Below are 14,665 nucleotides of genomic sequence, written 5' to 3'. Positions count from 1 at the left end.
ACAAATCACTCCTCACAAAAGAGAGGAAAATTAACACCATTTTTCACAAGAAAAACGACTCTACAACTTTTTACTTTTTGTCTTCTGAAGTAGAGTAGAAAGATTCATTACCAAAAAGTTCATCGCAATTACCGTTTCCGAGGTCTCAGGTAGTTTGGCCATCACTCGACCAAGACTAAATTTCCTCTTTCCCTGTCCGAATTTACCCTCAATGGCATTACGCACTCTTTCATCTGAGCGTGCCTCTTTCTTTTTTTCTTTGCTCACCTCTTTCGGCGGTCTTCCCAATCGGGGACCACTCATTCTTATATCCCTTTCTTTACAATAAGCTCGATTCGCTTTTGTTCGATAGATTTTATCCACATGAACCGATTCCGGATAACATCCTGTTTCCCTTTTATATTCTTCTATTCGCGCTTGTAAATCTCCCGATTCGTTGTAATTATCCCAACTTAATTTGTCTAAGAAGACAAAGCCATTCACATTACTTGCCGATATTTTAGCTCCAAACTCTACTGCTTTTCCCGCTTTTCCACGCACTATTGGACGCACGTGAGGTTGGCTTACACTCACAATTCTGTTTTCTACTTTATTTGTCTTTTTTTCATACATTTCTAACTGTTGCTCATACACTTTTCCTATCGTTACAAGCTCTTCTTGCTCTTTTTTCGTTAGTTTTTCTAACTTTGCTCCCTCTTCTATCATTTTTTCTATATCAGACAAGTTTCTTTTTATATATCCTAGTTGTTTTTTTGTTCCTTTTCTTCTTTCTTTTTTTGACACACGACGTTTTTTTGCTATGGCTAAGTACTCTTTTCTTGCCACTTCCCTATAAGTCCTCGGCTTTTCTTTCCTTTTCTCTTTTATTTCTTCATACAGCTTATCTATTATTTTTTCTGTTTTTTCTCTGGCATCATTCAATATTCCTATATCCGTTGGATATTTTATATCTGCTGGTGTACAAGTCGCATCTAACAATAACTTTCCTTCATTTTCTTTTTTTTCTGACGCTACACCCGTCGCTTTTTTTCTATTTCTTTATTAATTTTATTTATTAATTCCATTCCTATTTTTTTACGAAAATGAACCATCATTGACGCATTAAATGCTTCTTTGCTACTATAGCTTTCCATTCCTATAAAGTACTGTAAATAAGGGTTCTCTTTTATTTGTTCTACTGTTTCTCTGTCACTTTTTCCTGAAATTTCTTTGATAATTAATGCTCCTAATGCCATTCTAAATGATTTGGCTGGGGCTCCTTTTTTTTCTGTGAAGTTTTTTGCATATTCTTCCTCATATTCTTCCCAAAGAATCATTTTTGACATTTCTATCCAACGATTTTCTTCGTCTAACTGCCCGCCGAACAGATTTTTCAAGTTTTCTGGTGTTTCAATTGAGTACTGTTGCTTTCGGTACATCTGCTTTCTCTCTTCTTAATGCAATGGTTTTGAGGCATTCTACCCTATTTTCGTGCATTCTAGCGGTTCTTAATTCTGACTTTTCCCGTTAAGTCCAAAATCCAGCAATGCAAACTTCTAGAGGCTTTATCTGGCAAGGGTTTGAGTAATGATTCTCTTGACAGGAAAAAAATATTCTGAAGCCATCATCCCGCTTATCGTTCAAATTTCAAAAACAAAGGATGAAGGGAGTATGAGACTGTAAAATGGAGAAAATCTTAAAGGGCAGGTCAAAAAATGTTGGAATGGTGGACAAAAAACTTTGCCAGTTGTGAATTGGGAGACGAGAGGCTAAACAATCGTGCCTTCTCGATTGGGAAAAAGTTAAGTGAGGGGTTTGGAAAAGCCTTATCAGAAGTGTTTAAGGGAGGAAACGAGTTAAAGAGGGCCTATGAATTTTTGGGAATCCGAAAACAGACTTTGTCAAGATAATAGAGCCGCACTGTGAAATGACAACTGCCGCCGTAGAAGAATATAAGATAATGCTATCAGTCGGAGATACGACCTTCTTAGATTATCGCAATATCAAGGAAAAAAGGGAAGGGTATGGGCCGACTGGAAAAGGAGGGAATGGATTAATACTGCATAGTGCTTTAGCAATTGAGCCAGAAAAAGGACAAGTATTAGGTTTATTATGGCAAAAACTGTGGAATAGGGAGGTAAAAGAAAAGCCCCCAACAGATGAAACGGCGAAGCAGAAAAAAGAAAGACAGAAAGAACAAAGAAAAGCAGCTCGTCAAAGACCATTTGAGGAAAAAGAATCCTACAAATGGGTAGAGGCTCTAAACACCTGTGAGAAACAGGTAGAAAGTTCAACGAGGGTAATTCATGTATTTGACAGAGAAGGAGATGTTTCAGAAGTCTTTGACTCAGTGCGTCAACTCAAGCATACAGGAGTGCTGGTCAGAGCGTCTCATAATCGTAGTTTAGACAAAAATAGTGAACGACTTTGGCAACATTTGGAATCAGAACCGATTCGTTTTCATCAAGAAATCGAGATTCCGAGTACAGGAAAAAGAAAAGCACGGAAGGTTAAGCTTGCCGTCCGATTTTGCTCAGTTAATCTACGAACTCCCTATCGTTTTGATAATCGTGACCCGTTGAATGTCTATGCTGTTTATGCGACAGAAATCGATTGTCCCGAAGGCGAAACTCCTTTATCTTGGATGCTTCTGACTACAGAAGTTGTTGAGACTATTGAGATGGCTGTCACTATTCTTCGTTGGTACACCTACCGATGGCGGGTTGAAGAATTTCATAAAGTCCTTAAGTCTGGTTGTCAGAGTGAGCGTTATCGACTTGCCTCTGATGGAATGAAAACTCTTTTGGGTTTTTTAAGTGTCATTGCTGTTGAACTTTTACACGTTACTTATCTTCATCGTACCCAGCCCGATGCTCTCGCGATTGAAATTCTTAATCCTCTTCAACTTCAGGTGTTAAAAGCAGCCGCCTCTCAAAAACTTCCCCCTATTTTGACTGTTGCTTGGGCTGTCGAGTCTGTTGCTTTTCTTGGTGGTTATCTTGAACATCGTCGTAAAACTCCTCTCGGTATCCAAGTCCTTTGGCGCGGTTGGTTGAAGTTGCATGACCTTTGCCAAGGCTGGCAGCTTGCAATCCGCACTTAACGGGAAAAGTCAGGTTCTTAATTCGCCTACTATTTTTCTCCGTAAAGGTCTCAGCTTTTTTCAGCAAGCCCTAAATAGTCTGCCTCTGTGCGAGTATTTCCGACTGTAGAGCAGATTACTTGACCCTTGGCCACATCAAAACTGGCTATTAACGTTTGAGTGCCGTGACGAATATATTCAAATTCTCGACCTTGAATCTTCCCCTGAGACATCGGAAGGTCTGGTGCTTTCCGCTCTAATGCTTGAATTCCCGTCATTTCATCTAGAGAAATAGTCTTTTCTCCCTTTTCCTCTCCTAAAATTGCACTCTCATAGGCTTGGCAGATATCATTCACTTTTTCCCCAAAATTTGGGTCAGGGGGGGGATTCAGCCAGTATCCTGACTGATGGGGTTTAATATCTGCTTCTTCCCATAATCTTCCTACCTGTCGAGGAGATATACTTTCCACTATTCCTTGCTTTACTAATTCCTCGGCTAATTCTCGTCCTGTCCAGTGACTTATCGGACGCTCATAATTCTTTGGGTCATCACAGGCTAATTTGAACAACTTCAAGATTTGTTCGCGTTTAAACTTGGCGGGTGCTCCACTACGTTCAGCATCTTTGATTCTTTCTGCCGACATTCCGCAGGTTGCCGCCACCTATAGAGTAATTAATTTAAACTACTCTATTCATAGTGCATTGGAACAAATTAACGCCATACAGAAAGAGCATCTATTTGTACTTATACGCTATCTGTAGCGTTTGCGGAATGTGGGTTTCTGTTATTTCTATTTCACTTTTCTGTCCTGCTATCCATCTTTCTCTCCATTGACTTGCCATTTTTCGGCTGATTTTTAATTTTCTAGCAATTTCTCGATTATTTTCTCCCTCATCTGCCAGAAGCACTATTTTTGCCCTTAAGGCAATTTGCTGCTCTGTTGTATGACGATTTATCAGTTTTTCTAGATGTTCTCGTTCTTTTGCTTCCAACTTTAACTCTTTGGGGGCTAATCGGGGCATGACTTTTTCTCCTATATACCTATATTTATCTTTTTATCGGTTGCCTAATAATAGTATCTTAACTTACGCCTTAGACTACTAGTGCCGTCAGGGCCTTGACCACCACCCAACCAGGTGTGATCGCCGCCCAACCAACACTAGAAACGGTTCAAAATTTTATACGGACGCATTTGGAATTTAGAGTTTGCTGATAAGGCGTTGCACAATATCCATGCCCGTCACTGCCTGCCATCCGAACAGACCCACTACTGTTATGTTCAGCGTGATATGGAGATAACGCGCCAGATCATTGCCCTTTTGCATCCATGGAACCAGGGCTGCCGCCGAAGTCATCAAACCTACCATGCTTAACCCGACCAAAAGATGGGGACCCACAAACAATTTACCATTATTAATGTAGGTAACGGCCATACCACCAATGGTTCCCAAGGTCATCATAGCCATCAAAATCGATCCCAAAATAAAGTGCTTACCTCGCACATCTTTTTGAATCAGTTCTTTGCGAATTTCTTTATCCGCATTGCGAATTTTGCGAGCCTGAAAACCCAAGTACATCGCATAGAGAGCTAACCCCAAAAGTCCCCACATGACGAGGGGATGTCCGAACTGTGACCACACCTTTACGGAGGCCGGAATTTCCAATGCCATCGTCCTTGTCCATCCAAAAACTACTTTATAAAACTTAACATAAGATTCGTTGTCTTCCGGCTTGTCCTAGCTTGGAATTTTACGACGGTTCAGATAAAGCCCTAATCCACTCAGAATTGATAGTCCTATACTAAACACGGTCACAGGTTGCGAATTCTAAAAATAAGAGATAATATAATAAAAATAGAAAAATTAGTCAAGAGGCTGAGAAATGATTAAGTTAGAATTTACAGAAGAAGACAAAAGACTGTTGTCTTACGGTCGGTTTAATCACCCGCATCCTAGAGTGCAGCTAAAGATGGAAGTTTTATGGCTAAAAAGTCAGGGATTGTCTCATCAAAAAATTGCTCAATTCGCAGGAGTTTCAGTAAATACGGTGACAAGCTATATCCGTGATTATCAAGAGGGCGGGATAGAAAAACTAAAAGAAATAAAATTTAATCGCCCGAAAAGCGAGTTAACAGAGCATCAAGGGAAAATTGAGGCATATTTTGAGTCAAATCCACCAGCAAAAATAAATGAAGCAGTAAAAAGAATAGAAGAATTAACAGGAATAAAAAGAAGTCCGACGCAAGTCAGAAAATTTTTAAAGTCAATAGGAATGAGGTGTCTAAAGGTGGGAACAATTCCATCAAAAGCAGATGTAGAAGCTCAGAATAGCTATAGAGAAAAAGAGCTAGAACCAAGGCTAGAAGAGGCAAAAGCAGGAAAAAGGGCAGTTTTCTTTGTAGATGCCTCTCATTTTGTAATGGGAGCATTTGTAAATTTTATATGGTGCTTCAAGAGGATTTTTATTAAGTCACCATCAGGGAGAAAACGTTTTAATGTGTTAGGAGCATTAAATGCAATTACCCATGAAGTAATTATGGTAACGAACAGTTCTTATATTACGGGAACTCAGGTTTGTGAACTCCTAGAAAAGATAGCAGAATTAGGACTATTAATACCGATTACGTTGGTATTAGACAATGCTCGTTATCAAAAATGCCGAATTGTACAGGAGTTGGCAGAATCATTAGGAATAGAGTTACTGTACTTACCTCCTTATTCTCCTAACTTGAATTTAATTGAAAGACTGTGGAAGTTTGTGAAGAAGAAGTGTTTATACGCAAAATATTATGAAGATTTTACGCAGTTTTCTGCAGCAATTTCAGGATGTCTTGAGGATGCTAACGTAAAATATAAGGAGGAGCTTGATTCTCTGCTCACCTTACGATTTCAACGCTTTGATAAATCTCAGATTATGAACGTTTGAAGTATAGCAGATATTTAACAAGATTGGGAATACTGGGAGGTAGTGATTCGATAGATAGTAGTGGTGGCGGCTTAAGCCTTTGCTAATTGGGCATTGTAGTCGTGTATAAAGTACCAAATTGCTCCAATATGATTTTCCACATTTTTGGAAAAAGAGAGGCTTTTTCGCACCAGTCGAGAGATTCGTTGTCGAAAGGTATTATTTAATCTTTCAACATGATTAGTTTGTCCCGTCTCTTTACCGACTGCTCGATGACGTTTACTGGAAATAACTTTCTCAGAAGATACCCAAAAATCCGTGTAAGCAACGGCACATTGTCGGTAAACAGCAGGCAAACTTGCCCAAAGTTTTTTTGGCTGATGCACGGCTTCTGTCCCCAATATAACAACCAACAATTTCTCTTGTTGTTCTGTCTATAGCTAACCAGACATAAAACTTATTTTCTTTGGAGAAAACAAATGACCAAAGCTCATGGTAGTGATTCGATAGTAGTGGTGGCGGCTTAAGCCTTTGCTAATTGGGCATTGTAGTCGTGTATAAAGTACCAAATTGCCCCAATATGATTTTCCGGCACTGGTATCGTCTAGCTAGAAGCTACAAACGTTGCAATACGGGAGGTTCAACAAATCAGGCGAATTTGGAGTAAGTCCTCCCAAGTAAACCCTTTTTCAATTATACCGAGAGCTACAGCAGGAACTTCTCTAGTCGTAAAATGGCTGCGAACAAAGTTATGAACCATCCAGAAAATATCTAGGACTCGCTGTAATCCCACAACAGATTTAGCATAAGTATTTGTACGACGACGAAAGGCGGCTAAATAGCGTCGGATAGCACTATTAAATGCCTCAACGTGATTGGCATGAACATCCTTTTCTTCTGGTTTTTCTGTTGTCTCAGGATGCTCAGGTTTCGGAGTTTCTACTTGGGTACATCCCGGATAAAATAGTACATAGAATCTGGGGTAAAATGGAAAAAAACTGATGAGCGAAAAAAGTATGTTACCGATTCCCCCAGAAGAAAAAGCACTGTTAAACCAGTATCTCACCGAATCAGCCCGCATCCTACGCAAATATACGGAACCCAGCAATTCTCAGTTTTAGATACAGCAAGCCTTTTAGGGATTTAAAGAACATTTCAAAGGGGGTTTTTGGGGCAATCCTATGTGTACTACCATGCCTGAAAGCCTGAAGACTCGTAAAATGAACTTGTTAATCCCGTTGAATTTTACCCCGTATTACGCGAACTAAAACCTGAAACCCTTGCTACAGGGCAAATTTAGAATTGCTGTACGGAACCAGAGAAACAGAAGGACTTTGGAAGCATCGAAGTAGAAGTCAGAACCCAGATGTTAGAAATTGTGGGGCCAACAATGGGGGAGTTTTTTTTTCAGAAGGGGGAAAAAAACGGTCTGGGTACTGGTATCGTGTGATCAAAGCTAGAAAAAGTTATGGTGTAAGAGTTTGAGAAAATAGAAAATAACTTACGACTGGACATATTCCCGTTTTTGTTATACTATTATTATTGTCATTATATTAAAGAAAGGGAAAACAGAAAGCAATGTCAACATTGAATAAAAGCTCAATTGACCTCCTAAGTGATATTGGCTTACCCCAAGAGAAAGAGGAAGCCTTATTTCAGAAAAACTGCCCTCATTGCTATAGTGAAAACGTAAAAATACATTCTCATTATCAAACGAAAGGTAACGGGGAACGTAAAATGTTCATTTGTCAAGAATGTAGTTCTTGTTTTGCTGAGACTTATGGTAGCGTAATCGCTGGCTTAGAAACCCCATTAAGTGAAATTGTAAAAGTATTAAAAGCCAGAATGGAAGGAATAGGATTAAATGCAGCAGCCCGAGTATTCGGCTACGCGAAAACAACAATATTGAATTGGGAAAAGAAATTATCAGGATTACAAGAGACATTATTTTTATACGCCTTAGTGAATGAATTTGTTAAATTAGTAATAGAAGGGGATGAACTATACACAAAAGTTGGAAAAAATAAAGAAGCAAGTGCCTCTGAGGGGTGGACAATCGTGCTCATGGACAGGGCTAGCCGCTTTATTTGGCATTTAAAATGTGGTCGAAAAGAGCAGAAATTATTTCTAGAAGCAATGATGACGGTAACGGAATTATTTGAAAGGAGTGCAGAATCTCTCCAGTTATTTACAGATGGAGAAAAGCGATATAGTCAACTGCTATTTAATATTTGTCACGAAGTATTAAGGACTGGAAAGCGAGGTCGTCCCACCAAAGTATTACCGAAGGGTCTTGTGGTAAGACTAAAAAATAAGAGTAGTAAACGTCGAGATTCTGAGGGTAAACTAAAGAAAGTAGAAACTCCGAAACCAGAACATCCAGAGACAACAGAAAAACCAGAAGAAAAGGACATCCATGCCAACCACGTTGAGGCATTTAATAGTGCTATCCGACGCTATTTAGCCGCCTTTCGTCGTCGTACAAATACTTATGCTAAATCTGTTGTGGGATTACAGCGAGTCCTAGATATTTTCTGGATGGTTCATAACTTTGTTCGCAGCCATTTTACTACTAGAGAAGTTCCTGCTGTAGCTCTCGGTATAATTGAAAAAGGGTTAACTTGGGAGGACTTACTCCAAATTCGCCTGATTTCTTGAACCTCTCGTATTGCAACGTTTGTAGCTTCTAGCTAGACGATACCAGTGCCACGGTCTGGAAACAAGCGGAAAATCAAAACCCTAGTCGGAGAAGTGGAAATAAGCCAAAAACAAGCCAGAAAACTAAAGGTGTCGCCAAAAATCGTCTTAAGTCCAGGTTTAGAGAAATGCTGTCTAAGAGCCAGTGCGAAAACATCCTACCAACAAGCAGAAGAAGATATAGAGGAGTTGATGGGGATAAAAGTAGGACATAGCAGTTTACATCGCTTGGTAGAACGGACAGAACTGCCCTTAGCTCAAGCTCAGTCAGAGAGTGCGGGGGTCAGTATAGATGGGGGAAAGATTTGTCTGCGGGGCGAGGAGAAGGAAGGGGGACAGTGGCGAGATTATAAACTGGTGAGTCTTCATGGCAATGTCTGTGAAGCCTTTTTCCAAGACCCAGAGGGCTTAAAGAATTGGAGCAATGTTCAACCTTTGTCCCCAATAGTGACCTTTTTGGGAGATGGTCATCCCGCAATCTGGAATGCGGTAGAGAGTTTCGCCACTCAATCGTGGCTGATACGACGAGAGGTGTTGGATTGGTATCATCTCAAGGAGAATCTGTTCAAAGTGGGTGGCTCTCTCAAACGGCTAGAAGCAGTGGAGCATTTACTGTGGCGGGGTTTTGTGAACAAGGCAATAGATGCGTTTGATGGAGTCAAAAGCAAGAGGGCAAAGAATTTTCAAGCCTATTTGACGAAGCATTATCAGCGTATCCCTGATTACCAATACTATCAACAGCTTGGTATTGTGATTGGTTCTGGTGATGTGGAGTCTAAGATTAAACAGGTGGGAGCTAGTAGTCAGTCAAGGTATAACTGATGGATAAAGCCGCTTGAGTTTGATGCGAGCATCATCAGTGGTAAATTGCCAATCAATGGTACGCAATTGTTCATTTCGGTGTTTTTCCCAAGCAGCAATTTCATTGTTGAGAGTTTCCTTGTCAGGAATCTAAGTAGGGCTTGCTGAAAAAGTCAAAAAACGAAAGAAATGTGGGTTAGGGAAGTATGGACTGAAAAAGCATAGATAACTTATCCTTATGGAAACAAATCAAAATACAGATTTTGTTTAATCTATTGTTCCTTTCTGTCTAAAAAGGTCAACACAAATCACTCCTCACAAAAGAGAGGAAAATTAACACCATTTTTCACAAGAAAAACGACTCTACAACTTTTTACTTTTTGTCTTCTGAGGTAGAGTAGAAAGATTCATTACCAAAAAGTTCATCGCAATTACCGTTTCCGAGGTCTCAGGTAGTTTGGCCATCACTCGACCAAGACTAAATTTCCTCTTTCCCTGTCCGAATTTACCCTCAATGGCATTACGCACTCTTTCATCTGAGCGTGCCTCTTTCTTTTTTTCTTTGCTCACCTCTTTCGGCGGTCTTCCCAATCGGGGACCACTCATTCTTATATCCCTTTCTTTACAATAAGCTCGATTCGCTTTTGTTCGATAGATTTTATCCACATGAACCGATTCCGGATAACATCCTGTTTCCCTTTTATATTCTTCTATTCGCGCTTGTAAATCTCCCGATTCGTTGTAATTATCCCAACTTAATTTGTCTAAGAAGACAAAGCCATTCACATTACTTGCCGATATTTTAGCTCCAAACTCTACTGCTTTTCCCGCTTTTCCACGCACTATTGGACGCACGTGAGGTTGGCTTACACTCACAATTCTGTTTTCTACTTTATTTGTCTTTTTTTCATACATTTCTAACTGTTGCTCATACACTTTTCCTATCGTTACAAGCTCTTCTTGCTCTTTTTTCGTTAGTTTTTCTAACTTTGCTCCCTCTTCTATCATTTTTTCTATATCAGACAAGTTTCTTTTTATATATCCTAGTTGTTTTTTTGTTCCTTTTCTTCTTTCTTTTTTTGACACACGACGTTTTTTTGCTATGGCTAAGTACTCTTTTCTTGCCACTTCCCTATAAGTCCTCGGCTTTTCTTTCCTTTTCTCTTTTATTTCTTCATACAGCTTATCTATTATTTTTTCTGTTTTTTCTCTGGCATCATTCAATATTCCTATATCCGTTGGATATTTTATATCTGCTGGTGTACAAGTCGCATCTAACAATAACTTTCCTTCATTTTCTTTTTTTTCTGACGCTACACCCGTCGCTTTTTTTTCTATTTCTTTATTAATTTTATTTATTAATTCCATTCCTATTTTTTTACGAAAATGAACCATCATTGACGCATTAAATGCTTCTTTGCTACTATAGCTTTCCATTCCTATAAAGTACTGTAAATAAGGGTTCTCTTTTATTTGTTCTACTGTTTCTCTGTCACTTTTTCCTGAAATTTCTTTGATAATTAATGCTCCTAATGCCATTCTAAATGATTTGGCTGGGGCTCCTTTTTTTTCTGTGAAGTTTTTTGCATATTCTTCCTCACTGGTGAGTGCGAAGTTCTCTGTCAGGTATTTTGACAGAATGCCTAAAAACCTTGCTTTGAAAGCCTTTTAGCGATTGTGTGTTTTGAAGAGGGTTGAAGGGAGTTGGGGGCTGAAACCCTAGTAAACTCGTTGATTTTCCTAGAACTTCGCACTGTCCAGTTCCTCATATTCTTCCCAGGGAATCATTTTTGACATTTCTATCCAACGATTTTCTTCGTCTAACTGCCCGCCGAACAGATTTTTCAAGTTTTCTGGTGTTTCAATTGAGTACTGTTGCTTTCGGTACATCTGCTTTCTCTCTTCTTAATGCAATGGTTTTGAGGCATTCTACCCTATTTTCGTGCATTCTAGCGGTTCTTAATTCGCCTACTATTTTTCTCCGTAAAGGTCTCAGCTTTTTTCAGCAAGCCCTAAGTACAGGACAAAAAATGTAGGGAGTCGAGAAAAAGAGAAAAATTGGGTAGAGCCCGTATTTCGTACTAGTTTTGAAAAAATAAAAATAGATTCAAAAATGGCTACAGAATAGTTAAAATAAAAAAGCTAATAAACCCAAGAGAAAATGACCCAATTAAACGTTAAAAATCTCGACCATTTAGGAATAATCGCGGCGATAGTTGATGAACTAGGTCTAGTGGATTATATCAATGAACAACTAGGAGAAAATGACCGTGCTAAAATCAGTGCGGGTCTGGTAGTGAAAGCGATGATTCTCAATGGCTTAGGCTTTATCAACTCTCCTTTATATTTGTTCAGTCGTTTTTTTGAAGATAAACCAGTAGAACATCTTTTAGGAAAAGGAATAAAAGCCAGCGACCTGAATGATGACCGTTTAGGGAGAGTCTTAGATTTAATCTTTATGGCCGGCATCAGCCGTTTGTTTCTCGGAATTTGTCTAAAAGCCGTAGAAATCTTCAAAATAGTGATGAAAAGTTCCCATTTAGACTCCAGTTCATTATCGGTACAAGGGGAATATAAATTATCGGTGGAGAGAGAAGACAAAGAAAGCCAAATAATCCATATCACTCATGGCTATTCAAAGGATAAGCGACCAGACTTGAAACAATTTGTCTTGAATCTAGTCTGTTGGGGGGATGGCGACATTCCCGCTTTTCTCGAATTAGGAGATGGCAATCAAAGTGATAAAAAAGAGTTTGCTAAACTCTTGAAAAAGTTCAATGAGCAGTGGCAATTCGATGGTTTGTATATAGCAGATTCAGCCTTATACAGTGCCGATAACTTGCAAAAGTTAACCGGCATATACTGGTTATGTTCTGTGCCGAAAACGATTAGAGAAGTGCAGGATGCGGTCAGTCAATTAGCCTCGGAGCAATTCATCACAACTGATTTAGAGGGCTATCGTCTTACCTCCTTAGAAAGTGAATATGGGGGAGTCAAACAACGTTGGATAGTGGTAGATAGCGAGCAAAAAAAGCTTTAGACCTCAAACAACTGACGAAGAAGACAGAGAAAGCAACGGCTCAAGCTCAAAGACAATTAGAACAATTACAGCGTCAGGAATTTGCTTGTCGGGAGGATGCTTTAACCGCCCTGAGCCGATGGGAGAAGAGTTTAGAATGGCATCTTCTTCAAGACCTAACTGTCGTCGAAAAATGTCATTACGGTCATCGAGGTAAACCCCGTCCCCATGAACAGCCCATTCGTCGTAGCTATCATGCCCAAGCCACTTTCAGCCTCAATAGTGCGAAAGTTCAAGCTTCAGAGCGGGCAGCAGGACGTTTTGTCTTGGCGACGAATCAGCTAGATGGAGACTCTTTGAGCGATGAGCAACTGCTTGTCCACTACAAGCAACAGCAAGGGGTAGAGCGAGGTTTTCGCTTCCTTAAAGACCCTCTGTTTTTTGCGTCCAGTGTTTTTCTCAAAACCCCTGAGCGGATTATGGCATTGAGTTTCATCATGGTGTTGTGTTTACTGGTGTACAGCTTGGGACAACGTAAACTGAGACTGGCTCTGGCAGAGCAGGAGGAGACTGTGCCTAATCAGTTGGGAAAGCCGACTCAGCGTCCGACACTGCGTTGGATTTTTCAGACTTTGAGGGGGATTCATTGGGTTGTACTGGATAATTGTCCCCAAATAATCAATCTAACGCTTGAGCGAGAGAGGATTTTGCGCTTTTTTGGGGCTACTACTTGTCAGTATTATCTTTTGTCATAATGACTTTTCTTATTTTCTTTGTTCTTTTTTTATGTACGGAATGTGGGTTTAAGACTCGTGGCTTTTGCTTGGAATCTACTCACTTTACTGACCCCAAGCGTCTTCGTAAGCTTTTGGCTTTACTGACTTTAGCTTTGGCTTGGTCTCTCAAAACTGGTCTAGCAATTCATCATCTTCATCCCATTCCCCTCAAGAAACATGGTCGCCTAGCGCAGAGTCTTTTTCGTCTTGGTTTTGACCATCTTCGTCATCTTGTTCTTAATCCTTCTCTACCCCATATCCCGTACTAATTTTGAAAAATAAAAATAGATTCAAAAATAGCAACAGAATAGTTAAAATAAAAAAGCTAACAAACCGAGGAGAAAATGACCCAATTAAACGTTAAAAATCTCGACCATTTAGGAATAATCGCGGCCGTAGTTGATGAACTAGGTCTAGTGGATTATATCAATGAACAGTTACAAGAAAATGACCGTGCGAAAATCAGTGCGGGTCTGGTGGTTAAAGCCATGATTCTCAATGGCTTAGGATTTATTAATTCTCCCTTGTATTTATTCAGTCGTTTTTTTGAAGATAAACCCCTAGAACATCTCTTAGGAAAAGGAATAAAAGCCAGCGACCTGAATGATGACCGTCTGGGAAGAGTATTAGATTTAATTTTTATGGCTGGCATCAGTCGTTTATTTGTAGGAATTTGTCTAAAAGCAGTGGAAATCGGGAGCATCTCACCTTTGCAATAAGTAGAAATACTTAACGAGGTAAATGAAAGAGTCAAAAAAGGTAATCATTTAAATAGGAACAGCGATGACGAAGGACTTGTGGTACATTGTCAGAATTCCAACTCGCACCAGTAATTTTAAGACGATGACCAATTTGTTTAACTTGAGATTCGACAGAGCCAGAGCCAATAGAAATGCCCTCTGCCTGCAAATAACCATAATTGACAATCCGATGTTTATGCTTGTTTAAATAAATGATAAAATTCTCAGCTTGAGGCTCTGACCATCCCTCAAAACAGGAGATAGCGGCATCCACTTCACCCGTCCAAAGAAAAGACTTGACCTCCTCAATTCGCTGGAATGACCCCCCAACTTTATAGAGGTTTTCAATTAAGTGATACCAGTCCAAAATTTCAATTCGCTCATGTTTCTGTCCTATCTCACGAAATAAGTTCCAGGTACCATCATGTCCATCTCCCAAACAAATTAAAGGCTTAGCCAAAATTTGAGAATTAACCAAATCTAATAAAGCCGAGTTATCTTGAAAAAAGGCAGCTACCCCCAATTGATGAAAACTGACTCCTTTATAATCACGCCAAATTAAGGGTTCTCCCTTGGGAGTTCTGAGTCGTACCTTCCCACCATCTATGCTAATTTCTTCGACTTCTGTGTTAGAGGGTAATTCTTCAAAATGATAGCGATGTACAG

13 protein-coding genes and 6 pseudogenes are annotated in these 14,665 nt (G+C 39.7%); 9 read left to right on the top strand and 10 right to left on the bottom strand.

What is annotated here, in order from left to right; translation table 11 throughout:
* Window positions 1-81 precede the first annotated feature (81 nt).
* Window positions 82-1,418: pseudogene (locus KA717_36525) on the bottom strand (IS5 family transposase).
* Between the two features lie 276 nt (window positions 1,419-1,694).
* Here KA717_36525 and KA717_36520 point away from each other — a divergent pair.
* Both KA717_36520 and KA717_36515 read left to right on the top strand, forming a co-directional pair.
* Window positions 1,695-1,889 (top strand): transposase, encoded by a 195-nt coding sequence (locus KA717_36520; protein UXE60891.1) that lies wholly within the window; start codon window positions 1,695-1,697, stop codon window positions 1,887-1,889.
* Window positions 1,890-1,906: 17 nt separating this feature from the next.
* Entirely contained in the window at window positions 1,907-3,082 is a 1,176-nt protein-coding gene (locus KA717_36515; GenBank protein ID UXE60890.1) for an IS4 family transposase, read from the top strand.
* A gap of 50 nt (window positions 3,083-3,132) precedes the next feature.
* Here KA717_36515 and KA717_36510 read toward each other — a convergent pair whose 3' ends face one another.
* From KA717_36510 to KA717_36500, 3 genes are all read right to left on the bottom strand, one after another.
* A complete protein-coding gene (locus KA717_36510) occupies window positions 3,133-3,705 on the bottom strand; it encodes a helix-turn-helix domain-containing protein (protein ID UXE60889.1) in 573 nt (190 codons plus the stop codon).
* Window positions 3,706-3,796: 91 nt separating this feature from the next.
* The gene (locus tag KA717_36505; GenBank protein ID UXE60888.1) at window positions 3,797-4,084 is read right to left on the bottom strand and encodes a helix-turn-helix domain containing protein; all 288 of its coding nucleotides are present in this window, start codon (window positions 4,082-4,084) and stop codon (window positions 3,797-3,799) included.
* Between the two features lie 177 nt (window positions 4,085-4,261).
* A complete protein-coding gene (locus KA717_36500) occupies window positions 4,262-4,732 on the bottom strand; it encodes a DUF4079 domain-containing protein (protein ID UXE60887.1) in 471 nt (156 codons plus the stop codon).
* A gap of 211 nt (window positions 4,733-4,943) precedes the next feature.
* Here KA717_36500 and KA717_36495 point away from each other — a divergent pair, with 211 nt between their 5' ends.
* Window positions 4,944-5,987 (top strand): IS630 family transposase, encoded by a 1,044-nt coding sequence (locus KA717_36495; protein ID UXE60886.1) that lies wholly within the window; start codon window positions 4,944-4,946, stop codon window positions 5,985-5,987.
* 71 nt (window positions 5,988-6,058) lie between these two features.
* Here KA717_36495 and KA717_36490 read toward each other — a convergent pair.
* A pseudogene (locus KA717_36490) lies at window positions 6,059-6,458 on the bottom strand (IS1 family transposase).
* A 148-nt stretch (window positions 6,459-6,606) separates the two neighbouring features.
* Complete coding sequence (locus KA717_36485) at window positions 6,607-7,032, bottom strand: hypothetical protein (protein UXE60885.1); 426 nt, start codon at window positions 7,030-7,032, stop codon at window positions 6,607-6,609.
* 512 nt (window positions 7,033-7,544) lie between these two features.
* Between KA717_36485 and KA717_36480 the strand changes: the two genes are divergently transcribed.
* Complete coding sequence (locus KA717_36480; GenBank protein UXE60884.1) at window positions 7,545-8,624, top strand: IS1 family transposase; 1,080 nt, start codon at window positions 7,545-7,547, stop codon at window positions 8,622-8,624.
* 93 nt (window positions 8,625-8,717) lie between these two features.
* A complete protein-coding gene (locus KA717_36475; protein ID UXE60883.1) occupies window positions 8,718-9,485 on the top strand; it encodes an ISKra4 family transposase in 768 nt (255 codons plus the stop codon).
* Here the strand turns inward: KA717_36475 and KA717_36470 are convergent.
* The 3 genes and pseudogenes from KA717_36470 to KA717_36460 form a co-directional block, all read right to left on the bottom strand.
* A pseudogene (locus KA717_36470) lies at window positions 9,471-9,614 on the bottom strand (IS630 family transposase). The gene KA717_36475 and the pseudogene KA717_36470 overlap by 15 nt on opposite strands.
* Window positions 9,615-9,857: 243 nt before the next feature.
* Window positions 9,858-11,063: pseudogene (locus KA717_36465) on the bottom strand (IS5 family transposase).
* Between the two features lie 141 nt (window positions 11,064-11,204).
* Window positions 11,205-11,354: a hypothetical protein gene (locus KA717_36460; GenBank protein UXE60882.1), complete on the bottom strand. Its 150-nt coding sequence runs from the start codon at window positions 11,352-11,354 to the stop codon at window positions 11,205-11,207.
* 271 nt (window positions 11,355-11,625) lie between these two features.
* Here KA717_36460 and KA717_36455 point away from each other — a divergent pair, with 271 nt between their 5' ends.
* From KA717_36455 to KA717_36440, 4 genes and pseudogenes are all read left to right on the top strand, one after another.
* Window positions 11,626-12,504, top strand: a complete 879-nt coding sequence (locus tag KA717_36455) for an IS1634 family transposase (GenBank protein ID UXE60881.1) — start codon at window positions 11,626-11,628, stop codon at window positions 12,502-12,504.
* Between the two features lie 11 nt (window positions 12,505-12,515).
* Window positions 12,516-13,238 carry an IS1634 family transposase gene (locus KA717_36450; GenBank protein UXE64892.1) on the top strand — a complete coding sequence of 241 codons (723 nt, stop codon included), beginning with the start codon at window positions 12,516-12,518 and terminating at the stop codon, window positions 13,236-13,238.
* 47 nt (window positions 13,239-13,285) lie between these two features.
* Window positions 13,286-13,528, top strand: a pseudogene (locus tag KA717_36445) (IS4 family transposase).
* A 75-nt stretch (window positions 13,529-13,603) separates the two neighbouring features.
* Entirely contained in the window at window positions 13,604-13,978 is a 375-nt protein-coding gene (locus KA717_36440; protein UXE60880.1) for a DUF4277 domain-containing protein, read from the top strand.
* A gap of 31 nt (window positions 13,979-14,009) precedes the next feature.
* Here KA717_36440 and KA717_36435 read toward each other — a convergent pair.
* A pseudogene (locus KA717_36435) lies at window positions 14,010-14,663 on the bottom strand (ISKra4 family transposase).
* Window positions 14,664-14,665 lie beyond the last annotated feature (2 nt).

This window comes from Woronichinia naegeliana WA131 (assembly GCA_025370055.1).
Classification (GTDB): Bacteria; Cyanobacteriota; Cyanobacteriia; order Cyanobacteriales; family Microcystaceae; genus Woronichinia; species Woronichinia naegeliana.
Note: the sequence above shows the minus strand (reverse complement) of the source record. Positions and strands in the feature narration are given on the sequence as shown.

What these genes read in the sequence shown, in the direction of transcription:
- KA717_36440 (UXE60880.1), top strand. Translation starts at nt 13,604, where the DNA reads ATGACCCAATTAAACGTTAAAAATCTCGACCATTTAGGAATAATCGCG.
- KA717_36515 (UXE60890.1), top strand. Translation starts at nt 1,907, where the DNA reads ATGACAACTGCCGCCGTAGAAGAATATAAGATAATGCTATCAGTCGGA.
- KA717_36520 (UXE60891.1), top strand. Translation starts at nt 1,695, where the DNA reads ATGTTGGAATGGTGGACAAAAAACTTTGCCAGTTGTGAATTGGGAGAC.
- KA717_36480 (UXE60884.1), top strand. Translation starts at nt 7,545, where the DNA reads ATGTCAACATTGAATAAAAGCTCAATTGACCTCCTAAGTGATATTGGC.
- KA717_36495 (UXE60886.1), top strand. Translation starts at nt 4,944, where the DNA reads ATGATTAAGTTAGAATTTACAGAAGAAGACAAAAGACTGTTGTCTTAC.
- KA717_36460 (UXE60882.1), bottom strand. Translation starts at nt 11,354, where the DNA reads ATGTACCGAAAGCAACAGTACTCAATTGAAACACCAGAAAACTTGAAA.
- KA717_36510 (UXE60889.1), bottom strand. Translation starts at nt 3,705, where the DNA reads ATGTCGGCAGAAAGAATCAAAGATGCTGAACGTAGTGGAGCACCCGCC.
- KA717_36455 (UXE60881.1), top strand. Translation starts at nt 11,626, where the DNA reads ATGACCCAATTAAACGTTAAAAATCTCGACCATTTAGGAATAATCGCG.
- KA717_36500 (UXE60887.1), bottom strand. Translation starts at nt 4,732, where the DNA reads ATGGCATTGGAAATTCCGGCCTCCGTAAAGGTGTGGTCACAGTTCGGA.
- KA717_36505 (UXE60888.1), bottom strand. Translation starts at nt 4,084, where the DNA reads ATGCCCCGATTAGCCCCCAAAGAGTTAAAGTTGGAAGCAAAAGAACGA.